Here is a 21499-nt window from a genome sequence, read left to right as displayed (position 1 = left end):
TCAGAGTTTGCGGCTGTTCGGTGTGTTGCCGGTCTGGGGCGCTCAGGCGGTGGGGGTGTCGGGCTTGGCCAGGTAGGTGTACTCGTGGTGCACGGTGAAGCCGAGACGCTCCCAGAAGGCGATGCCGTCGGTGTTGTCGCCCGAGACCTGCAGGTAGATGGCCGGCATGTTGTTCTCGCGGGCGACCATCGCGACGGCTGACACGATCGTCGTGGCCAGGCCCTGGCGGCGGTGCGCCGGGTCGACCCAGAGCCCGAAGATGCCGGCCCAGCCCGGGTGGATCGCCATCCGGGCGATGGCCACGATCCGCCCGCTCTCCGGGTCGCGGACCGACATGAACAGCTGCCCGTCGCTGCCGGACAGCACCGCCTCGGTCACGCCGGGGACGAGCCGGCGCTGCTCGCCGTAGGCCATCAGCCACTCGGTCTGCAGCTGCGAGTCGGCGGTGACCGGCGCCGACTCGGTCGTCAGCGGGGGGATCTCCGACGCGAGGCCGGTCATGACCAGGACGCGCTGCCAGTCGTCCCGACCGCCGCCGACGGCGTATCCGCGCTCGAGCAGGGCGGCTCCGACCGCGTCCTCCTCCACGACGAAGCCCTGGCCGCCGTGCAGCTGGAAGAGCGTGGGAGCCTCGCGCTCGGCGTACCACTTCTCGACGTAGTCGATGGCACGGTCGAGGGGCAGGCTCGGATCACCCACGGGCAGAGCGGAGTTCGCGCGACCGGTGAAACCATGAGAGGAGCGCAGCACCCAGTCGCCGAGACCCGCACTGTCGGTCGCGACCCAGCCCTTGGCCATGACCTTCTGCAGGTCGTCCGCGGAGACGCGCTTGTGGGCCGGTCCGGCCACGCTCGCCGGCGGGGGGACCTCCTTGGCGGCGATGATGTCCGCGCGGATCAGCTTCACGCGCTCGGTCTTGGTGTCGACGATGAGGAAGTCGCGGTCGCGCGCGATCAGGTCACCCACGAAGTCGGTCGCGCGAGCCTGCTGGCCGGGCTCCAGGAGGTACCGGACGACCACCCGGTTGCCGATCGTCAGGCCCGCCGAGAGGCGGTGCCCGGGGGTGTCCACGAGGGCATCGTCGGTACCGCTGGAGGGGTCGGTCTCATCGGAGGGGCCGTGCGTAGGCTCGCCGTTCATGTCCGGCATACTAGGCGTAGCAGCAGAATGCACCCGAACGCTCCACCAGCAGGAGGTCCCCTCCCCATGACCTATGTCATCGCCCAGCCTTGCGTCGACCTGAAGGACAGGGCCTGCATCGAGGAGTGTCCGGTCGACTGCATCTACGAAGGGAAGCGGTCCCTCTACATCCACCCCGACGAGTGCGTCGACTGCGGCGCCTGCGAGCCGGTCTGCCCCGTCGAGGCGATCTACTACGAGGACGACGTGCCGGAGCAGTGGGCGGACTACTACAACGCCAACGTCGAGTTCTTCAACGACCTCGGCAGCCCGGGCGGTGCCGCCAAGCTCGGTGTCATCGACAAGGACCACCCGCTCATCGCCGCGCTGCCGCCGCAGGAACACGACGAGTGAGCTGACGGGTGGGCGCCTCGCTGACTCCGCTCGACCTGCCCGAATTCCCGTGGGACCTGCTCGCGCCGTACAAGGCGCGAGCAGCGGCACATCCGGACGGGATCGTCGACCTGTCGGTCGGCACACCCGTCGACCCGACGCCTGAGCTCGTCCAGCGCGCGCTGGCCGAGGCGGCCGACGCCCCGGGGTACCCCCTCACGGTGGGCACGCCGGAGCTGCGCGAGGCCATCTGCGCCTGGTTCGCCCGGCGGCGCGGCGTGCCGGGACTCGGCATCGACCAGGTGCTGCCGACCATCGGCAGCAAGGAGCTCGTCGCCTGGCTGCCCACCCTGCTGGGTCTGCGGGCCGGTGACGTCGTCGGCATACCGGCGGTGGCCTACCCGACCTACGACATCGGGGCGCGAATCGCCGGGGCCTCCACGGTCGTGGCCCAGTCGCTGACGAGTCTCGGCCCGCTCACCGAGACGACGACGCCAAAACTGTTGTGGCTCAACAGCCCCGGCAACCCGAACGGCCAGGTGCTCGGGGTGGAGCACCTGCGCAAGGTCGTCCGCTGGGCCCGCGAGCACGGCGTCGTCGTTGCGAGCGACGAGTGCTACGCCGAGCTCGACTGGCGCGAGGGGCAGCTCGGCACCACGACGCCGAGCGTGCTGCACCCCGACGTGTGTGACAACGATCATGACGGCCTCCTCGCGGTCTACTCGCTGTCGAAGCAGTCCAACCTCGCCGGCTACCGCGCCGCGTTCGTGGCCGGGGACCGGAGCCTGGTCTCGGCGATCCTCGAGGTGCGCAAGCACGCCGGCATGATCATGCCCGCACCCGTCCAGCACGCGATGGCGGTCGCCCTGGGTGACGACACCCACGTCGCGACGCAGCGGACGGCATACCTTCGTCGGCGCGAGCTGCTGCTTGCCGCGGTCACCCGGGCAGGCCTGCGGGTGGACCACTCCCTGGCCGGCCTCTACGTCTGGGCAACCCGCGGGCAGGACTGCTGGACAACGGTTTCCGACTTCGCAGACCTGGGGATCCTCGTCGCGCCCGGCGCCTTCTACGGCCCCGCGGGAGCGCAGCACGTGCGTATTGCGCTCACGGCGACCGACGAGCGCGTCGAGGCTGCCTGCGCCCGGCTCTGAGACCTGCCGAAATCGCCGAATGGGACCACTTTTCTCCGGCGACCCGACGCTGGGGTAACGTCGCTGCCGGATATGTGTCCGGCGACGACGGCCGGAGCGACAGGAGGCGAGGAACAGTGACGAAGGCAGTGGACGCGACTCTCAAGGTTGCAGACAAGGAACTCACCTTCCCCGGTGTCGAGGCCGTCGACGGGAACGACGGGCTGGGCGTGAGCTCGCTGCTGAAGGAGACCGGCCTCGTCACCTACGACGTGGGCTTCGTCAACACGGCGTCGTGCAAGAGCGCCATCACGTACATCGACGGCGACGCGGGAATTCTTCGCTACCGGGGCTACCCGATCGACCAGCTGGCCGAGAAGTCCTCGTTCGTCGAGGTCTGCTACCTGCTCATCTACGGCGAGCTGCCGACCCCCGACCAGCTCAGCACCTTCGAGGACCTCCTGCGCCGGCACACGATGCTGCACGAGGACCTCCGCGCCTTCTTCAACGGCTTCCCGCGCGACGCGCACCCGATGCCGGTCCTCAGCTCGGCGGTCTCGGCCCTCGGCACGTTCTACCAGGACAGCCTCGACCCGTTCGACCAGGAGCAGGTCGAGATCTCCACGGTGCGTCTGCTCGCCAAGCTGCCGACGATCGCGGCGATGGCCCACAAGAAGAGCGTCGGCCAGCCGTACATGTACCCCGACAACTCGCTCTCGTTCGTCGAGAACTTCCTCCGGATGACCTTCGGCTACCCGGTCGAGCCCTACCACGTCGACCCTGTCGTGGCCAAGGCCCTGGACCTGCTGTTCATCCTGCACGCCGACCACGAGCAGAACTGCTCGACCTCGACGGTCCGCCTCGTCGGCTCGGCCCACGCGAACCTCTTCAACTCCGTCTCCGCCGGCATCCATGCCCTGTCGGGCCCGCTCCACGGCGGCGCCAACCAGGCCGTGCTCGACATGCTCGGCCAGCTGAACGAGTCGGGCGACGACCCGAAGAAGTTCATGGAGAAGGTGAAGAACAAGGAGGGCGGCGTCCGCCTCATGGGCTTCGGCCACCGGGTCTACAAGAACTATGACCCGCGCGCCGCCATCATCAAGAAGGCCGCCGACGAGATCCTGGAGAAGCTCGGCCAGGACGACCCGCTGCTCGACATCGCCAAGGGGCTCGAGGAGATCGCCCTCGCCGACGACTACTTCGTCGAGCGCAAGCTCTACCCGAACGTCGACTTCTACACCGGTCTCATCTACAAGGCGATGGGCTTCCAGTCCAAGATGTTCACGGTGCTGTTCGCGATCGGCCGCCTGCCCGGCTGGATCGCCCAGTGGCGCGAGATGATGAACGACCCCGAGACCAAGATCGGCCGCCCGCGCCAGATCTACACCGGTCAGGCCGAGCGCAACTACCCAGGCTGACCGCCGCAGCGCCCAGACGGCACCCGTCCGGCATCACGCCGGTCCGAGGCCCCCGCCCCTCTCGGGCGGGGGCCTCGGCATGATGGGTGGATGGCGAAGTACCACGTGAACGACGCCGCGGTGGCCCGCTGCCGCGAGCTCATCGACAAGCGGCAGTACGTCCTCGACAGCGACTGGGGCGACGTCCAGCCCGACGCCGAGGCGCAGAACGCCTTCCTCGAGAACCATTCGTGGGAGGACTATGCCGCCTGGCATCTCGGCCTCACGGAGGGCGCGAACGACGGGACGAAGGCGCGCTACGCCTTCGTCTACGGGGACCTGCGCCGGGTTCACCGGACGGCGCTCATCGCCTGCGTCTACCGCGCCTCCGAATGGCGCCACAAGGACGTCGAGCTCGCGGCCCACGACCTGCTGCAGTACCTCGACGGCGCGACTGGCTGACCGGGCGCGCGCGGACTGCCTGTTGCTGGTGGGACGCAGGGCTCACTCGACCGGGAGAGGGGCGCGGGCCCCGGTCAGCCCCGGTCGACTGAGCGCCCGGTCCCACCAACTCGGTCGAGTGAGCGCCTGGTCCCACCAACCCGGTCGAGTGGGCGCCTGGTCACACGCGACAACCGTCAGGCGAGGGTGATGGTCACCGTGGTGCTCGGCTGGCCCGCCGACCAGCCGTCGCCGCCATGGTTGCGGTCCCACTGACGCTCGCCGATGCTGACGGCCGTCGCGCCGTACTGCTGCGCGCGCGCCACGCTCCAGTGGGCGACCGCCCAGGCGGTGGTCTGGTCGGGCGCGGTGACGGTGAGCTGGTGGTCGCCGGTGCGCGCCGACGTAACGCCCATCTGCTCGGCCAGGTCGGACGCCACCCGGCTCGGGGCGACGCTGCTCTTGGCGGCGTCGAGCCGGCAGGTCAGGCCGGCCGGGGAGTGGCCGGTGAGAGTGGAGGCGAGCACCCGGCCTTGACCTTCGTGGTCGCGGTACGCCTCCGGGTAGCCGCTCTTCTGCACCCGCTGGGCGATCTTCGTGATGTCCGCGTGCTCGTAGTCCTGGAACTTGGCGAGTGCGTCGTAGAAGCGGTTGGTCGCGTAGACGGGATCGAGGATCTGCTTCTCGGTGCCCCAGCCCATGCTCGGCCGCTGCTGGAACAGGCCCAGCGAGTCGCGGTCGCCGTATCGCAGGTTGCGGATCTTCGACTCCTGGAACGCGGTGGTCAGGGCGATCGTGGCGGCCCGTGGCGCCATCTCTCGCTTCATCGAGATGGCGGCGATCAGGGCTGCGTTGCCGGTCTGCTCCGGGTCGAAGGTCTCGGTCATGCCGGACGCCGTGATGGTGCACCGCGGGTTGATGACACTCGAGTAGAGGAACCGGGCGGCATACCAGACCCCGGCTCCGACGATGGCGAGCACGACGAGCACCGCGATGCCGCGCCCACGCCGGCGGCGCCCGGGGCTGGCGGCCCGGGCCTCGGCGAGCACGGGGCCCGTTCGGGTGTTCGTCATGAGGTCCTCTGGTCGGCTGGGACGTCAGCCGCGCGGACGGCTTCGGTCAGTCGTTGGCGTGCAGTGCGGCGTTCAGGGCGATTCCGGAGCCGGTGCGGGAGCGAGCCTCGACGGCACCGGTCACGCTGTTGCGGATGAACAGGATGTTGCTGGATCCCGACAGGTCCCTGGCCTTGACCACCGACCCGTCGGGGAGCCTCACCTTGGTCCCCGCCGTCACGTAGAGCCCCGCCTCGACGACACAGTCGTCACCGAGGGCGATGCCGATGCCGCCGTTGGCTCCGACCAGACAACGCTCACCGATGCTGACGCGTTCCGTGCCACCGCCCGAGAGCGTGCCCATGATCGAGGCACCGGCGCCGATGTCCGACCCGTCGCCGACGACGACACCCTGCACGATGCGCCCTTCGACCATCGAGGTGCCCAGGGTGCCGGCGTTGAAGTTGCAGAATCCCTCGTGCATCACGGTCGTCCCGGGCGCGAGGTGCGCGCCGAGCCGGACGCGGTCGGCGTCGGCGATCCGCACGCCTGCGGGCACGACGAAGTCGGTCATCCGCGGGAACTTGTCGACGCCGTAGACGGCGACGTGACCCGCAGCGCGCAGGCGTAGGCGGGTCGCCTCGAACCCGTCCACGGCACACGCCCCGGCACTCGTCCAGACGACGTTGGGCAGCACGCCGAAGATCCCGTCGAGGTTGATCGTGTTGGGCCGCACGAGGCAGTGGGACAGCAGATGCAGGCGCAGGTAGGCGTCCGGCGCGTCCGCCGGGGCCGCGTCGAGGTCGACCTCCACCAGGCGCACCTCGGTGCGCACGCCCCGGGCGGGGTCAGTCGCCGCCAGGGACTCCAGCGCCGCAGCGAGCTCATCGGAACCGGTGTCGTAAGGACGCTGACCCAGCGCCGGCGCAGGGAACCACGTGTCGAGCGTCTGACCGTCCTCCGTCACCGTGGTCAGTCCGTATCCCCATGCGCTGCGCTCAGACATGGCCGCAAGGATAGGGCGACCCGGGGACCCGGCGAAACGCCGACCCACAGCCCGGACGGGTCGGACACGCCGGTGGAGATAGCCTTCCCCGTATGCCGTCCAGCCCCCAGTCCCCGGCCGCCGCGAGCGCTTCGGCCGCCCTGAGCGCCCCGACTGCCGTCGCGCTCGACCTGACGAGCGACGTCACGACGCTCACCGCGGCGGTCTGCGACATCGAGTCGGTCAGCCGCAACGAGGCCACGCTCGCCGACGCCGTCGAGGATGCCCTGCGTGGGCTCGACCACCTCGAGGTCACCCGGGACGGCAACACGGTCGTGGCCAGGACGAACCTCGGCCGCGACGAGCGCGTCGTGCTGGCCGGCCATATCGACACCGTCCCACTCACCGCCGTTCCCAACCTGCCCACGCGGCAGGTGGACGGGCAGCTCTGGGGCCGCGGCACCGTGGACATGAAGGGCGGCGTCGCGGTGATGCTGCGGATCGCGGCGGAGGTCACCGAGCCCAGCCGTGACCTGACGTTCCTGTTCTACGAGTGCGAGGAGATCGACGGGCAGTTCAACGGCCTCGCCCGCGTCGCGGAGACCCGGCCCGACCTGCTCGCCGGTGACTTCGCCGTCCTCCTCGAGCCGACGTTCGGGGCGATCGAGGGCGGCTGCAAGGGCACCCTGCGCGCCGACGTCACCACGCGGGGCGTGGCTGCCCACTCGGCCCGTCCGTGGAAGGGGCACAACGCCATCCACGACGCGGCGGCGGTTCTCGCCCGCCTCACGGCATACGAGGCGGAGACCATCGACGTCGACGGGCTCGACTACCACGAGGCCCTGCAGGCCGTCGGCATCAGCGGCGGCATCGCCGGGAACGTCATCCCCGACCGCTGCACCGTGACGGTGAACTACCGCTTCGCCCCAGACAAGAACGTCGACGAGGCGTTCGCCCACGTGCAACAGGTGTTCGACGGGTTCGAGGTCTCTCTCGGCGACGCCGTCGCCGGCGCGCGCCCCGGGCTGCACCTGCCCGCGGCCAAGGCCTTCATCGACGCGCTCGGCGTCCCGGTCAACGCCAAGGAGGGCTGGACCGACGTCGCCCGCTTCTCCGGGCTCGGCATCCCGGCGGTGAACTACGGGCCGGGTGACCCCAACCTCGCGCACATGGACGAGGAGTGCTGCCCGGTGCAGCAGTACGTCGACGCCGAGGCCGCGCTGCTGCGCTGGCTCGCCTGACCGCACGGGTAGGGCCTTTAAGGTGGCGCTGTGAGTGACGAGCAGGCGGACCTCGACCAGGTGACTGCGTACCGTGACGAGCGCCGCACGGGTCCCGTCACGTTGCGGCGCAACAAGGTACCGCCCACGACGACCGACCAGCGACTCCTGCAGCCATCGCAGCCGGCCGACTGGCTGCACGCCGACCCGTGGCGGGTGCTGCGCATCCAGTCCGAGTTCGTCGAGGGTTTCGGCGCACTCTCCGAGCTCGGTCCCGCCGTGGCCGTCTTCGGCTCGGCCCGCCTGCGGCCGGACGACCCGGCATACGCGATGGGCGTCGAGGTCGGGCGCAGGCTCGCCGAGGCGGGGTATGCCGTCATCACCGGCGGCGGTCCCGGCGCCATGGAGGCCGCGAACAAGGGCGCCTACGAGGCCAAGGGGACCTCGGTCGGACTGGGCATCGAGCTGCCGTTCGAGACCGGGCTCAACGAGTACGTCGACCTCGGCATCAACTTCCGCTACTTCTTCGCCCGGAAGGTCATGTTCCTCAAGTACTCCCGGGGTTTCGTCGTGATGCCGGGCGGCCTCGGCACACTCGACGAGCTGTTCGAGGCGCTGACCCTGGCACAGACCCAGAAGGTGACCGAGTTCCCGGTCGTGCTCATGGGTGCGGCGTACTGGCGCGGCCTGCTGGACTGGCTTCGTGACACGGTGCTCGCACGCGGCATGATCGGTCCTGCCGACCTCGACCGCCTCGTCGTCACCGACGACCCCGAGACCGCCGTCAAGGCCATCCGCACCTACGAGGAGCCGTCCACGTGAAGTGGTTCATCCTGTTCGTCGGCGTCATCGTCGTGTGCTTCGTCGTGGCCCTGATCCTCGGGCTCGCGAGCGGGGCGATGAGCCGGCCGACCTCGAGCCTGAGCCACGAGCCGTTGCCCGACGACCCGATCGAGGACGCCGACTTCGACGGCCTCGCCTTCGACGTCGCCGCCCGTGGGTACCGGATGAGCCAGGTCGACGGGGTCGTCGACCGGCTGCGCCGAGAGCTGCGGGAGAAGGATGCCGAGATCGCGGTCCTGCGAGGTGAGCAGCCCGCCGGACCCGATGCCGACGAGACACGCACCGACGAGCTCCCCGCGTTCGACGTCGCCGGGGACCTCCCGACCGTCGAGGCGGGCGAGGAGCGTCCCGAGGTCGAAGCCCCAGAGGGCCGTCCCGCGATCGAGGCGCCCGAGGACCGTCCCGCGATCGAGGCCGCTGACGAGCCCATCGACGAACCGATCGACGAACCGGTTGCCGAGGCTGCTGAGGAGCCTGCGGCCGAGGCTGCTGAGGAGCCTGCGGCCGAGCCGGTTGCCGAGGCTGCTGAGGAGCCTGCGGCCGAGCCGGTTGTCGAGGCTGCTGAGGAGCCTGCCGCCGAGCCGGTTGTCGAGGCTGCTGAGGAGCCGGTGGAAGAGCCCGCAGCCAAGCAGCCCGCAGCCAAGCAGCCCGCGGCCCGAGGCAGCCGGACGAGGCCCGCCACGCGCCGCCGACCCCCGACATGACCGAGGCGCTCAACACTCGCAACCGTTGGACGTTCGTCGGGTGGGTGCTCGCGATCTACGCCGTCGCCCGCGTCATCACCACGACGATCCTGCTGCTCGTCATGCAGCACCAGGCCCCCAGCGGGATGACCGGCGGCGACAACGTGCCGGTGTCGTACTTCCCGTTCACGGCGCTGTGGGACGGGCAGTGGTACTGGCGCATCGCCGACGGCGGCTATCCCGACATCCTGCCGATCACCGACTCCGGCAAGGTCGGGGAGAACCAGTGGGCGTTCTACCCGCTCTTCCCGTACCTGGCCAAGGCCGGGATGAGCATCACCGGCCTGAGCTTCCCCGCCGTCGCCTCCACGATCGCGCTGGTGTGCGGTTTCGGCGCTGCGGTGCTCATGGGACTGCTCCTTCGCGAGCGGATCGGGGACCCTGCGGCATACGTTGTCGTGGCCCTGTGGGCGAGCTTCCCGGCGTCGGTCACCCTGCAGCTCGCGTACACCGAGTCGCTCGCGATGCTGCTGCTCGTGGCGTATCTCTATGCGCTGTCGCGAGAGCGATGGCTGATCGCGACCGTCATCGCGCTCCTCATCGGGCTGTCCCGGCCGATCGCGCTCCCGCTGGGTCTGGTGACGCTCGTCGTGGTCGTCATGAGGTGGCGCAAGCGTGGCGAGAGGCCGGTTGCCCGCGGCGAGTATGCCGCCATGGCCGCAGCGCTCGTGGGCTGCGGGGTCGCGGGGTTCCTGTGGCCCGCGATCGCCTGGTGGCGCACCGGTGTCAGCAGCGCGTACACCGACACCATGGCGGCCTGGCGGGGCTATGCGACCGTGGAGCCGTTCGTGCCGTGGCTGGACAAGGCGACGTACTGGCTCGGCCCGACCTGGGGTCCGTTCTGGCTCTTCGCGGCGGCCGTCCTGCTCGTCGTCGCCGTCGCCGGGCCGTGGGCTGGGGCGCTCGGAGCCGAGCTGCGCACGTGGTCGCTGGCGTACCCGGCATACCTGGCCGTCGTCCTCGACCCGTTCACCAGCCTGTGGCGCTACCTGCTGCCGCTGTTTCCCGTGCTGCCGATCCTCATCGGCGCGGGGTGGGCCGACCGGCGCGGGAACTCCTGGCCGCGCCTGCTCATCATCGGCGTGCCGCTGCTCGTGCTGTGCGTGCTCGGGCAGTACTGGTGGACCGACGTCCTCTGGCGCTTCATCCCCCCGAGCGACTACCCCCCGTAGCCCCGCCCGCACCGCACCACGGGTCGATGTGATCCCGCGTCGTATACGACGCGCAGATACATCGACCCCGGCGTGGATCCGGGTCAGGTGCCGGTGAAGGTGGGCTGCTCCTTGGCCAGAAACGCGTCGACGGCGGCCCGGTGGTCGCTGCTCATGCCGGTCAGGGCCATCAGCTCGGCCTCGTTCGCGAGGGCATCGGCCAGGTCGGCGCTCGCGGAGTACGCCACCGCCCGCCGGATCGAGCCGTAGGCGAGCGTCGGCCCATCGGCGAGCGTCCGCGCGAGCTCGGTCACCGCTGCGTCGAGCTCGTCGGCGGCGACCACTCGCGTCACCAGGCCCAGCTCGGCAGCCTCGTGCGCCGGGATCGTCCGGGGGAACATCAGCAGCTCCTTGGCGCGGGCCGGGCCGACGAGCCGGGGGAGTGACCAGGAGGCGCCGGAGTCGCAGGACAGCGCGATCCCGGCGAAGGACGTGTTGAGCCCGGCCAGCTCGGAGGCGACCCGGAAGTCGCATGCGAGGGCGAAGCTCATCCCCGCACCCGCGGCGACGCCGTTGAGGGCCGCGACCACCGGCTTGTTCATCGTCACGATCGCCGTCACGATCTTGTTGTAGTGGTCCGTCACCGTCGTGGCGAGGGACGACGTCGGGTCGCCGAGGCTCTGGACGTGCTCCTTGAGGTCCTGCCCGACGCAGAACGCGCGGCCGTTTCCGGTCAGCACGACACAGCGCACGGCCGGGTCCTCGGCCACCAACTCCAGGGCGGCGACCAGGGCGTCCTTGAGCGCGTTGTCGAGGCTGTTCATCGCCTCGGGGCGGTTGAGCCGGAGCCACGCGATGCCGTCGGCCACGTCGACGACGAGCGGACCGGCGGGCGTCTCGGACGAGTGTTCGGTGTGGGCTGACTCGCTCATGGGCGCCACTCTCTCCCAATCCGGTCCGCTGCGGAAGCCGCAGCACCGCAGCGTGCGCTCTGTCACATCCCGGATTAGGTCTCCCACACGGCGCACGGAATAATGGGTCCTAAACCGAGGATTCCTAGGGAAGGGGAACCATGGCAGCAATGAAGCCGAGGACCGGCGACGGACCGCTCGAGGTCGTCAAGGAGGGCCGCGGCATCGTGCTGCGGATGCCCCTTGAGGGCGGCGGACGGCTCGTCGTCGAGATGACCCCCGACGAAGCTGCGGCTCTGCGTGACGCGATCCAGGGTTGTGACGGCGTCAGCTGACCCTTCCGCCTGATTCGGACCTGACGGCCCCTGACCACTCGGTCAAGGGCCGTCGCGCGTCCCTAGGCAAGCAACGCCGTCATCTTGGGTGACGGCTCGAGACGCAGCTCGTCCCAGAGCCGGTCCCGGAACGCGTGGTAGGCGCGCACGGCATCGACGCGGTTGCCGATCGCCAGGTGCAGCGACACGAGAGTGGTCGCGGGTCCCTCGCCGAGCGGCTCGATCCGCGCTGCCACCTCGCATGCCGCGATCGCGTGAAGGGGAGCTGCATCGGCGAGCCGGCCGGCGAGCATCTCCAGAGCGCGGGTCTGGGCGCGCTGGATCCGTTCTCGCTCGACGAGCACCCAGTCGTCGAACTCCCCGAGCAGCAGCTCGGGCCCGTCGAGGACTCGCAGCCCGTCCACGGCACTCCCGGGCGACACGACGTCACCTCGCTCGAGCCGGTCGCACCACTCGCGGACCACGTCGACATCCGACTCGAGGTCGTCGGACAGCACCAGCGAGTCGCCGTCCGAGTCGATCAGGCCCGGCGCGAGCCGACGCACCGCATGCAGGGACTGCCGCAGGCTCGAACGGGCGTTGTGCTCGTCCACCTCGGGCCACAGCACCCCCGCGACATGGCATCTGTGTCGCGAGCCGTGAACTGCGAGGTAGGCCAGGAGCAGACGCTCGCGGTGGAGCATCCGCACCGTCGTGGTGCCATCCAGCAGCCGCCAGTCGCCGAGGAGACGTAGTCGCCATCGCGGACCGGCCGCTGTCGGTGGGCGTGTCGTAACTCCGAGAGCCATGACGAGCCCCCAAGCTCATGGTCGTTGGGTTCGTTGATCAGCCTCCAGTCAGAGGACCGTGGAGACGCGCCTGATACGCACCTGGCCTGTGGAGACCCTGAACGTCCGGTATGCCGCAGGCGCGCCGGCCGGTCAGCTGCCCGTGTGCCGGTCGACGTTCACCGTCAGTCCGGTCGCCCCGAGATCGCGCTGAAGCGCGCGCCCGGCATTGTCGAGCAGGTCGCTGCCGCTGCCCGATACGGTCGAGAGACCGCGCTGGGGAGCAGCCGACCGGTGCCGGGCGTCCGTCGATCCCGACCTGGGAGCCGCGTCGCGCGTCCCGGCCTCGCCGCGCAGGTCGCGGACGAGCTGGCGCAGCAGCGACTGGGCAGCCTCGGACAGGTCGCTGCGCTTGCCGCCGACCAGGATGAACTGCACGGCCGTGGCGTCGCTCGTGCAACCGACACACGCGGCGTTGACGGCGAGCGACCGGTTGTTGGCCACGATCGGCTGCGAGCCGACCACCAGGACCACCTGGACCGACACAGCAGAGGCGCGGCAGCCGGTGCAGCTGTTCGCCCAGGCCACGGCGACGTTGTCGGCACTGGTCCCGCCCCCGCCGATGGTGCGGACCACGTGGACAGCAGAGGCGTTCGCATCGCACCCGTCGCAGCTCGCGGACGAGGTGGCTGTGGTCGTGACGCGTCCGGCGCGACCCACCTTGTCCCACGCGGTCAGCGACTCGCTGGCGGACGGTATGCCGGGACTGGCCTGGGCGCTCGCGACGAGCTGGGCTCGCGAGTGGTCCCCGTCGGCCTGCGACGCGGGCTGGACGAGGACGAGCGCCGCCATGACGGCGACGCTCGCGATCCGGATGGGTGTGGTGAGTACTCGCATCTGTGCCTCCCTGTCACGTTCCAGTGTTGGCGAACCGGTCGGCCACTGCCGCGGCCACGTCGATGAACGCCTCCTGCGTGCTCGGGGACAGCCGCGACAGGAGGGTGCGCCCACCCGACTCGAGCGCCGCGTCCCAGGGGATCTCGGTGACGTGGGCGCAGCGGCGGGCGAAGTGCTGCTTGACGGTGCTGATGGTCTGGTCGTCGCTCCGCGCGACGGCGTTGATGACGACGACGGCCGATGAGACGAGGTCGGCGTAGCCGTGGTGGTCGAGCCAGTCGAGCGTCTGGGCACCCGCGCGGGCTCCGTCGAGCGCGGGCCGAAGCACGAGGACGAGCTGGTCGGCCTCGCCGAGCAGGCCCTGGTTCGCGCTGTCGAGGATGCCGGTGCCCGTGTCCAGCAGGATCAGGTTGTAGTAGTGGTCGAGGAGGGAGACGACGCGCCGGTATGCCGGCCGGTCCAGGGCCTGGCTGATCGTCGCGTCGTCGTCGGACGAGAGCACCTCGAGCCGGGACTCCTCGCACTGCGAGGTGTAGCGCCGCATGGCCGAGAACGTGTCGATGCTGTCCATGTCCGCGAGGAGGTCGGTGACCGTGCGCGGGCAGTCGCCGGCGATGCGCCGGGCCAGGTTGCCGGCGTCAGGGTTCGCGTCGACCGCGACGACGCGGTCTCCGCGGCTCTGCGCGAACGTCGCGCCGAGGCCGACGGTCACGGTGGTCTTGCCGACGCCGCCCTTGCGGCTCATGACCACGATGCGGCGGCTGCCGTCGATCGGGGCCCGGACCCGCTGGGCGATCTCGGCGCGGCGGAGCTCCTCCGCACCGGGGCCGGGAGCGACCCGTCCGCCGGTCGCTACCCGCACGGCCCTGCGCCATCCGGTGCGGGCCATCGTGCGGGGCTCGCCGAACAACGCCTCGTCGGTGAACTCGTCGGCCGACAGCGAGCTGGCCCACTCGTTCTCGCCCACACCGGTGTGCTCGCCGCGGGCCCGGCCCGCCGTCGCCGGGTCGGCCAGGGCCGGGTCGGCCGTCACCGGGTCGGCCGTCGCCGGGTCGGCCGTCGCCAGGTCGGCCGGCGTCTCGGGAGGCGCGTGCGTCGTGCTGGCGGTGTCGGCGGCGTGGGTGGTGTCGGCAGTGTGGGTGGTGTCGGCGGTGTCAGCGGCGGACTCGGGGCGGTTGGGCTCTGGCGTGGCCAGCTGCGGCGTCACCGGCGGCAGGGTCACGAGCTGCGGCGTGACCGGCTGCGGCGTGACGGGCTGCGGCGTGACGGGCTGCGGCGTGACGGGCTGCGTCGTGACGGGCTGAAGCAGGGCGGGCTCGGGTCGCTGCGGGTCAGACAGCGCCGGTGCGGGAACAGGCTGGGGCCTCGGACTGGCGAGGCCGTCGCGCGCGTCGTCGGGTCGCCCCGGCACCGCGGCCGGTGGTCTGTCGATCGTGCTCATGCGCGTCCGCCTCGAGTCAGCAGTCAGGCGCCGTCGCAGGACGCCCACCAGCAGCAGAACGATCCGGTAGAAGACCAAGGCTAGTCCCGCGAGGGGGAGCACGAGCAGGAAAGTGCCGATCGCACCGACGAGCACCGTTTGCACCGATGTGGACCTCCAGCCGCTCACCACGGCATCCCACTGGACCTCGAGCGCCCCGACGGTGGTCGTCACGATGGTCGGCAGGTTGACGATCGTCCACACGGAGGCGATCCCGAGCAGCGGCACCACGGTGAAGACCCACGCCGTCACGGCCCGACGCGCCGACGGGCGCATCTCCTTCACTCGCGGGTCGACCGGGCGGCCGGGCATGAGCGAGCGCAGCACCGGCTTGATGCGGGAGAACAGGTCCGGGATGCCCGTGAGGTCCGTCAGCACGAAGTACCCGTCGAACCGGACGGTCGGGATGAGCTGCTGGATCATCTCGATCTGCATGAGCAGGATGACGAGCAGCAGCAGCCCACTGCCGGTCCATGCCTGCACGGTGCCGGCCACGAGCAGGCACCAGACGTTGAAGTACAGGCCGCCGAGGTCGGTCCTGAGGCGGCCCCTGCGGTCGAGGCGGTACGAGTCCGTGACGTTGGTGAAGAAGGCGGGGAAGAGCAGGTAGATGCCGACGCCGATCCGGCCGGGCGTCCCGCCGGAGGCCGCACAGCCCGCGGCGTGCCCGAGCTCGTGGATGACGGCCCCCAGCGTCATGATCCCGAACAGCGCGAGCAGGAGCGTCGGCGTGGCCAGCACGGCGGACAGGGCCGACATGACACCGCCGTCGAGCAGCAGCCTCGCGTCCAGGGCCACGAGTGCGGCCAGCGCGGCGACGACGACGGCCGGGTGGAAGGCAGGGGTCAGCAGACGGGCGAGCGGGCGGACCACCGTAGCCGGGATCAGCGTGCCGCGCAGCCCGAGGCTCAGCACCGGCCGGGCAACGCTGCGGTCGGCGTCGGAGGCCGTTGGCTCGGCCCCGACCTCGATGACGAGCCGGAGCGGCATCAGCTTGGTGCGCAGGAGGTAGTCCAGACCGTCCTCGGTGAGCATCCTGCCGTGGACGAGGCTGACCGAGCGGGCGATCTGGGCCAGGGTGCGGCCGGGGTCGACGCGTGAGAGCACGACATGCAGCAGCTCGGAGACCTGGATCACCTGGCCGTCTCCGCGGCGCACGAGGTACGGCGTCGTGGCGAGCCCCGACGCCGGCACCGGTCCGAGGAGTGCCACGTCCCGTGGTAGGGCCCACCGGACCTCTGTGAGTGGCCGGTCGGGCTGCGCCGGTCCGACGGGCGTCAGGTGGCGCTCGCCCGGCAAGGCCTGCGTGCCCAGCACGCTCGGCGTGCTCACGCGGGAGGCGACGAGCTCGGACATGGTTTCCCCCAAAGCTTCAGGCTGCGGCATACCGTGCTGGCGCGTCCCCGTGCCTGGAGGGCACGCCAGCACGATCGGGTGAACAGGTCAGTGGATGACTGACGCGAGGACCTGGTGCGCGTTGGCGTACGCACTGCTGTTGACCGTCGCGGCGTTGATCGCAATCGACAGGTTCACCCCGATGACCGGCGCGACGTTGATGTCGAAAAACAGCGTCTCCCGGTCCGGCAGGCACTCGACGAGCTCGTCGTCGATGTCCCTGAGCGAGATCGACGTCATGGTCTGCATGACATCCCCCTTCTACATGCGGAAGTCCGGTGCCCCGTCCCGAGTGTCGGCGGGACGGTGGCACCGGACAGCGGGTCAGTGCTGGACGACGCCGATGACCTGGGTCGCGTTGCTCTGGGCGTTCGCGAAAACGGAGGCAACGTTGAGAGCGAGCGACGAGTTGCTCGCGTAGATGCCGGCCCAGTTGTTGTTGAAGAAGAGCGTCTCCTTCTCGGGAAGCAGCTCGACGGTCTCGGACTCGAGCTCGGAGTAGCTGATCATGTTCATGGTGTTCACCTCCTTCCCTGCTGCCAACAAGTAGACCGGGAGGGGTGTGACGGGTCCGTCATCGTGCCGTCAGGCAGGCGTGAATCTTGCGTCATGCCGGCGTGAGGGCCGCGTGACCTGCGCGTGACAAGGCCGTGACTGAGGTGTGAAGGGCGCGTGATCGGCGCGTGACCGAGGCGTCAAGCGGGCGTTATCCGCATGACTCCTTGGGTGCGCATGCGCTTTCGGATTCCTTTGGTGCCGTGGGCAATCCGAGGTCGGATTCCGGCCAGGAGCTCGAGGAGCCGGGACGGCTGCGTGGTCAGCTCTTGACGGCGAGGAGGAGGCCGTCGCTGACCGGCAGCAGGGCGACCGTGAATCCGGCGTGGTCGCGGATCGACTTGCCGACGTCGCGCAGGGTGCGGGTCTCGGCGTCGCGGTTCGCCGGGTCGGACTCCTTGTCCGTCCACGTCATGGCGAGGGTGCCACCGGTGCGCAGCAGCCGTGCGGCCTGGTTGAGGTACTCGGGGTACTCCAGCCGGTCCGCGTCGACGACGACCAGGTCGTAGGCGCCGTCGGTCATCCGCGGGAGCACCTCCAGCGCCCGCCCGGCGATGACTCGGGTGCGCTGGTGTGCGATGCCGGCCGCGGCGAACGCGTCGCGCGCCGCCCGCTGGTGCTCGGTCTCGAGGTCGATCGTCGTGAGTATGCCGTCCGGTGGCATCCCACCGAGCAGCCACAGTCCCGAGGCGCCGGCGCCCGTGCCGACCTCCATGACGGCCTTGGCGCCGATCGCCGCCGCGAGCAGCTGGAGCATTGCCCCGACGCCGTTGCCGACGGGCTCGGCGCCGAGCTCCTCACCCTTGCGGCGGGCCTGCTCGATGTGCTCGCTCGGGGTCACGAACTCCTCCGCGTGCGACCAGGCCGCAACCTTCTGGGTGCTCATGCGGGCAACCCTACTGTGCGGCATACGGCATCGACGGGACGCGCGTCGGGGCGCTCGGGACCTACGGCGTCCCGGAAGCGCCTAGGGTGCGGACATGGACGAACTGGACCTGCCGGCGCCCCAGCACCGCCGTCCGGCGGGCGTCGACGACGCGACGATCGAGGCTCTCGGGAAGCTGTCGGAGGCGTTCGAGGTCGTCGAGGACGCGCGTGGCCACCTCTACGGCTTCCATCGCCTGACCGGCACGGCCGACCTCGCCCTGGGAGAGGCCGTCGACCTGCTCCGGGCGGCCGGTCATCGAGAGCTCGCCGACGAGATCGAGACCGACCTGGTCGGCCGGAACGTGCTCGAGGGCCGCTGGACCTTTCAGGTCGTCGAGGAGTACGACGACGGCTACTACGAGACCTTCAAGCGGCTCGAGGCGCAGGCGCGCGAGCGGCTCGTCGAGGGCCGCCGCCACCTGTTCGAGGCGCAGATGAAGGAGGACCGGCGCACCCACGGGCGCCGGCACCACGAGGCCGTGCCGCCCGAGCAGGTGGCCGAGGCGCCCGAGCAGGCGGCCGAGGCGGGCGAGCGCTGACGGGGCGGTCATCGGGGATCCACAGCGGATCCACAGGTTCCGATGTGCGCGCACATAACCGGATCGGCCACTCTGAAGGGGAACGAAACGAGACGCAACGGCGTTCTTGTCGTTGAACCCTTCCGTGAAAGGCCCCCGTGACCACCAGCGTGACGACCACCCCGCCCACCGCCGTGGCGCAGGCCGACTCGGCATGGACTCCTCCGACGTGGGAGGAGATCGTCGAGCAGCACTCGGCGCGCGTCTACCGCTTGGCCTACCGCCTCACGGGCAACCCCTATGACGCGGAGGACCTCACGCACGACGTGTTCGTCCGCGTGTTCCGGTCGCTGCACTCCTACCAGCCGGGCACCTTCGAGGGCTGGCTTCACCGCATCACGACCAACGTGTTCCTCGACAAGATGCGCCGCAAGCAGCGCATCCGCTTCGACGCCCTCCCTGAGGACGCCGCCGGCCGTCTTGCCAGCGCCGAGAAGGGCCCGGAGCAGACATACCACGACGCTCGCTTCGACGACGACGTGCAGCGTGCGCTCGACGCCCTGGCCCCGGAGTTCCGGGCCGCGGTCGTCCTGTGCGACATCGAGGGCCTTTCCTACGAGGAGATCAGCGCCACGCTGGGCGTCAAGCTCGGCACCGTGCGCTCCAGGATCCACCGGGGCCGCGCACAGCTGCGCGAGGCCCTCGCGCACCGCGCTCCAGACGTGGCCGCCAGGCCCGCCGCTAAGCCGGAGTCGCGCACGGGCCGCGCCGGCCTGCGGATCCCCGGGCGCCGGGTCGCGGCAGGGACGCGCTGATGGTGCAGAGGTGACCCCGTGACGCCGCACCTGCGCAACCACGTCCGCGCGTACGTCGACCGCGCGCTCCCTCCTGCCCTGCTTCACCTCTACGACCGCCATGTCGTGTGCTGCACGATGTGCCGAGCAGCCGCGGACCAGGAGCGCCGGATCGTCGCATCGCTGCGCTCCGACACCGGGGTGCCCATGAGCCTGCGGTCCTCCCTCATCGGGCTCGCCACGGCTCCGCCGGCGCCCGAGGTTCCGGTGCACAGCGGGCCACGGATCCCGCTGCCCCCCATCGGGTTCCGTATGCCGTCCGCCCCCTCGTACGACCCCGTGCCGACCGTATCCCCGGGTGCGCCCGCACTGCACCGCTCCCCGATGCGTGCTGCGGTCGTCGCGTCGATTGCGGCCGGTGCCTCGGTGGCGGCGGCCTGGGGCCTGGCCGTGTCCCCGGTCTCCGGCTCCGGCGGCACCTCGCGTCAGGTCCCTGTGGCGCACTTCGGCCAGAACTCCCTGACGGGCCTGAACGGGCACTCGCTGCCGGTGAGCCGCACCAGCTCCTCCAGCGGCACGATGTACGGCCCGGCCATGCCGGTGCGCGTCACCGTGTCGTACTGGGTCGTCGCGACCGGCACCGCGCACCGCGACAGTGATCTGGGCCCGGTTCGGTTCACCAGCGTCAGTTCGGCACAATCAGGTCCATGAGCGACGAGTCGAGGACGCCGGACCACGAGCCCGCTGTTTCGGGGGTAGCGCCCGAAGCGAGTCCCCAGACAGGGCCTGAGACGGGCCCCGAGGCAGGGCCTGAGACGGGCCTCGAGACAGGCCCCGCGCGCGGCGAGGCCGAGCGCACCGGCATCATCGACCTGCACGACACGCGAGCCATCCCCTCCGAGGCCGCTGTCACCGCGCCCGGCCAGGACGACGATGCCTGGTTCGACGTCTTCGGCGACCCGGCCTCAACGGGGGTTCCTGCACGCGCCGACTCCTCGTGGGGGAGCGACCGCGCCGACGCCCTGGCCGAGGAGGCGCACCGGGCGGCGTACACGCCCCCGGTCGAGTCTCCGACGCCCGACTCGCACGCGCTCGCTTCGGCGGCCCAGCCGGGTTCGCCGTCGGCCCCCGCAGCCGGCTACTACGCCGCGACCGCCGCCGGCACGACGGCGCCGACCGGGTCGCCAGGGGCTCCAGGCCCGTATGGCACTCACGGTGCGTACGGCCCGACGGATGCCAGCGGCATACCCGGCTCTCCGGTGGCGCCGCCCGGCGGTGGCGAGCTGCCCGGCGGTCCCTTGCTCCCCGGCGTCCCACTGACCGATGAAACGGCGGCTTCACGGCCTCGGCGCCGTCGTGGGCTCATCGTTACCGGCGTCGTCGCCCTCTGCCTGTTGTCCGGCGTCATCGGCGGCGTCGCCGGCCACGTCGCCGAGGACCGCATCAACCTTGCCGGGACCACGCTGCCCACCCCGGGCCCGGGCGCCACGTCGCGCCCGGCCGGCTCGGTGGCGAACATCGCGGCGAACGTGCTGCCGAGCGTCGTCACGATCAAGGTGGACGGCGGCAGCGAGGGCTCGGCGACGGGTTCCGGCTTCGTCATCGACCGCTTGGGCCATGTGCTGACCAACAACCATGTGGTGGAGGCGGCGCCCAACGGCGAGATCCAGGTCGTGCTGAGCACGGGCGACACCGAGAAGGCGACGATCGTCGGACGTGACGCGAGCTACGACCTCGCAGTGCTCAAGATCGCCCGCAGCGACCTCACCCCGCTGACCCTGGGCCACTCCGACAAGGTCGTCGTCGGCGACCAGGTGATCGCGGTCGGCGCGCCGCTGGGCCTCGACCAGACCGTCACCACGGGCATCGTCAGCGCGATGAACCGCCCCGTGACACCCGGCGACGGCACCGAGGCGTCCTACATCAACGCCATTCAGACCGACGCCGCCATCAACCCCGGCAACTCCGGCGGCCCGCTGCTCGACATGACCGGGCAGGTCATCGGCGTCAACAGCGCGATCGCGCGGGTGCCCGGGACGTCCGGGTCGACCGGCGGCAGCATCGGCCTGGGCTTCGCGATCCCGAGCGACCAGGCGCGTCGCACCGCCGACCAGCTCATCGCCACCGGCAAGGCGACGCACCCGATCATCGGGGTCAAGCTCAACCGCACCTTCACGGGCGAGGGCGCAGAGGTCGACGACTCGGGCGACGCGGTCACCTCGGGAGGTCCCGCCGCCAAGGCCGGGGTCAAGCCGGGCGATGTCATCGTCGCGTTCGAGGGCAAGCGAGTGCGCACACCCGACCAGCTCATCGTGTCGATCCGGTCGCGCGCCGTGGGCGACACCGTGACCCTCACGGTCCAGCGCGACGGGCACGACTTCGACCTGAAGATGACGCTCGAGGCGGAGCCGGCGAAGTAGCTCCCAGCGCGGGACCGTAGGAT

23 protein-coding genes are annotated in these 21499 nt (G+C 70.7%); 13 read left to right on the top strand and 10 right to left on the bottom strand.

Annotation, left to right across the window (positions count from 1 at the left end; genetic code table 11):
* Positions 1 to 42 precede the first annotated feature (42 nt).
* The gene (locus ACYVLP_RS26700) at positions 43 to 1140 is read right to left on the bottom strand and encodes a GNAT family N-acetyltransferase (protein ID WP_460630291.1); all 1098 of its coding nucleotides are present in this window, start codon (positions 1138 to 1140) and stop codon (positions 43 to 45) included.
* 66 nt (positions 1141 to 1206) lie between these two features.
* Here ACYVLP_RS26700 and fdxA point away from each other — a divergent pair, with 66 nt between their 5' ends.
* From fdxA to ACYVLP_RS26680, 4 genes are all read left to right on the top strand, one after another.
* Positions 1207 to 1533 carry a ferredoxin gene (gene fdxA / locus ACYVLP_RS26695; protein ID WP_452269313.1) on the top strand — a complete coding sequence of 109 codons (327 nt, stop codon included), beginning with the start codon at positions 1207 to 1209 and terminating at the stop codon, positions 1531 to 1533.
* A gap of 8 nt (positions 1534 to 1541) precedes the next feature.
* On the top strand, positions 1542 to 2666 hold the full coding sequence (dapC, locus tag ACYVLP_RS26690; RefSeq protein WP_460630290.1) for a succinyldiaminopimelate transaminase: 1125 nt from the start codon (positions 1542 to 1544) through the stop codon (positions 2664 to 2666).
* A 116-nt stretch (positions 2667 to 2782) separates the two neighbouring features.
* Complete coding sequence (locus tag ACYVLP_RS26685; protein ID WP_460630289.1) at positions 2783 to 4063, top strand: citrate synthase; 1281 nt, start codon at positions 2783 to 2785, stop codon at positions 4061 to 4063.
* Between the two features lie 90 nt (positions 4064 to 4153).
* On the top strand, positions 4154 to 4504 hold the full coding sequence (locus tag ACYVLP_RS26680; RefSeq protein WP_452269316.1) for a hypothetical protein: 351 nt from the start codon (positions 4154 to 4156) through the stop codon (positions 4502 to 4504).
* Positions 4505 to 4680: 176 nt separating this feature from the next.
* Here the strand turns inward: ACYVLP_RS26680 and ACYVLP_RS26675 are convergent, their stop codons facing one another.
* Positions 4681 to 5556 (bottom strand): hypothetical protein, encoded by an 876-nt coding sequence (locus ACYVLP_RS26675; RefSeq protein WP_460630288.1) that lies wholly within the window; start codon positions 5554 to 5556, stop codon positions 4681 to 4683.
* Positions 5557 to 5602: 46 nt separating this feature from the next.
* Complete coding sequence (dapD, locus tag ACYVLP_RS26670; RefSeq protein ID WP_460630287.1) at positions 5603 to 6541, bottom strand: 2,3,4,5-tetrahydropyridine-2,6-dicarboxylate N-succinyltransferase; 939 nt, start codon at positions 6539 to 6541, stop codon at positions 5603 to 5605.
* Between the two features lie 92 nt (positions 6542 to 6633).
* Between dapD and dapE the strand changes: the two genes are divergently transcribed.
* From dapE to ACYVLP_RS26650, 4 genes are read left to right on the top strand one after another with little or no spacing between them, the layout of a single operon-like run.
* A complete protein-coding gene (gene dapE, locus ACYVLP_RS26665) occupies positions 6634 to 7761 on the top strand; it encodes a succinyl-diaminopimelate desuccinylase (RefSeq protein WP_460630286.1) in 1128 nt (375 codons plus the stop codon).
* Between the two features lie 30 nt (positions 7762 to 7791).
* Entirely contained in the window at positions 7792 to 8562 is a 771-nt protein-coding gene (locus ACYVLP_RS26660; protein WP_460630285.1) for an LOG family protein, read from the top strand.
* Positions 8559 to 9287: a hypothetical protein gene (locus ACYVLP_RS26655; RefSeq protein ID WP_460630284.1), complete on the top strand. Its 729-nt coding sequence runs from the start codon at positions 8559 to 8561 to the stop codon at positions 9285 to 9287. The genes ACYVLP_RS26660 and ACYVLP_RS26655 overlap by 4 nt, the downstream gene beginning before the upstream one ends.
* The gene (locus ACYVLP_RS26650) at positions 9284 to 10498 is read left to right on the top strand and encodes a hypothetical protein (RefSeq protein WP_460630283.1); all 1215 of its coding nucleotides are present in this window, start codon (positions 9284 to 9286) and stop codon (positions 10496 to 10498) included. Before ACYVLP_RS26655 ends, ACYVLP_RS26650 begins: the two co-directional genes overlap by 4 nt.
* An 83-nt stretch (positions 10499 to 10581) precedes the next feature.
* Here ACYVLP_RS26650 and ACYVLP_RS26645 read toward each other — a convergent pair whose 3' ends face one another.
* Positions 10582 to 11409, bottom strand: coding sequence for an enoyl-CoA hydratase/isomerase family protein (locus ACYVLP_RS26645; RefSeq protein WP_460630282.1), 828 nt, complete (start codon positions 11407 to 11409; stop codon positions 10582 to 10584).
* 140 nt (positions 11410 to 11549) lie between these two features.
* Here ACYVLP_RS26645 and ACYVLP_RS26640 point away from each other — a divergent pair, with 140 nt between their 5' ends.
* On the top strand, positions 11550 to 11723 hold the full coding sequence (locus tag ACYVLP_RS26640; RefSeq protein WP_076262632.1) for a DUF3117 domain-containing protein: 174 nt from the start codon (positions 11550 to 11552) through the stop codon (positions 11721 to 11723).
* Positions 11724 to 11785: 62 nt separating this feature from the next.
* Here ACYVLP_RS26640 and ACYVLP_RS26635 read toward each other — a convergent pair whose 3' ends face one another.
* The 6 genes from ACYVLP_RS26635 to ACYVLP_RS26610 form a co-directional block, all read right to left on the bottom strand.
* On the bottom strand, positions 11786 to 12511 hold the full coding sequence (locus ACYVLP_RS26635; RefSeq protein ID WP_452269324.1) for an AfsR/SARP family transcriptional regulator: 726 nt from the start codon (positions 12509 to 12511) through the stop codon (positions 11786 to 11788).
* Between the two features lie 132 nt (positions 12512 to 12643).
* Positions 12644 to 13387 (bottom strand): hypothetical protein, encoded by a 744-nt coding sequence (locus ACYVLP_RS26630; RefSeq protein WP_460630281.1) that lies wholly within the window; start codon positions 13385 to 13387, stop codon positions 12644 to 12646.
* Positions 13388 to 13400: 13 nt separating this feature from the next.
* Entirely contained in the window at positions 13401 to 16223 is a 2823-nt protein-coding gene (locus ACYVLP_RS26625; protein ID WP_460630280.1) for a MinD/ParA family ATP-binding protein, read from the bottom strand.
* An 87-nt stretch (positions 16224 to 16310) separates the two neighbouring features.
* Positions 16311 to 16511 (bottom strand): hypothetical protein, encoded by a 201-nt coding sequence (locus ACYVLP_RS26620; RefSeq protein WP_452269327.1) that lies wholly within the window; start codon positions 16509 to 16511, stop codon positions 16311 to 16313.
* A gap of 75 nt (positions 16512 to 16586) precedes the next feature.
* Positions 16587 to 16778, bottom strand: coding sequence for a hypothetical protein (locus ACYVLP_RS26615; RefSeq protein ID WP_452269328.1), 192 nt, complete (start codon positions 16776 to 16778; stop codon positions 16587 to 16589).
* Between the two features lie 301 nt (positions 16779 to 17079).
* Positions 17080 to 17703: an O-methyltransferase gene (locus ACYVLP_RS26610; protein ID WP_460630279.1), complete on the bottom strand. Its 624-nt coding sequence runs from the start codon at positions 17701 to 17703 to the stop codon at positions 17080 to 17082.
* Between the two features lie 94 nt (positions 17704 to 17797).
* Between ACYVLP_RS26610 and ACYVLP_RS26605 the strand changes: the two genes are divergently transcribed.
* The 4 genes from ACYVLP_RS26605 (at position 17798) to ACYVLP_RS26590 (ending at position 21476) form a co-directional block, all read left to right on the top strand.
* On the top strand, positions 17798 to 18283 hold the full coding sequence (locus ACYVLP_RS26605) for a hypothetical protein (protein ID WP_460630278.1): 486 nt from the start codon (positions 17798 to 17800) through the stop codon (positions 18281 to 18283).
* Between the two features lie 137 nt (positions 18284 to 18420).
* On the top strand, positions 18421 to 19077 hold the full coding sequence (sigE, locus tag ACYVLP_RS26600) for an RNA polymerase sigma factor SigE (RefSeq protein WP_460630277.1): 657 nt from the start codon (positions 18421 to 18423) through the stop codon (positions 19075 to 19077).
* A gap of 18 nt (positions 19078 to 19095) precedes the next feature.
* Positions 19096 to 19767, top strand: coding sequence for an anti-sigma factor (locus ACYVLP_RS26595; protein ID WP_460630276.1), 672 nt, complete (start codon positions 19096 to 19098; stop codon positions 19765 to 19767).
* Positions 19764 to 21476 carry a S1C family serine protease gene (locus ACYVLP_RS26590; RefSeq protein WP_460630275.1) on the top strand — a complete coding sequence of 571 codons (1713 nt, stop codon included), beginning with the start codon at positions 19764 to 19766 and terminating at the stop codon, positions 21474 to 21476. Before ACYVLP_RS26595 ends, ACYVLP_RS26590 begins: the two co-directional genes overlap by 4 nt.
* Positions 21477 to 21499 lie beyond the last annotated feature (23 nt).

It is taken from the genome of Intrasporangium mesophilum, assembly GCF_054783095.1.
The sequence above is the reverse complement of the archived record's forward strand: the minus strand, read 5'-3'. Positions and strand labels throughout refer to the sequence as shown.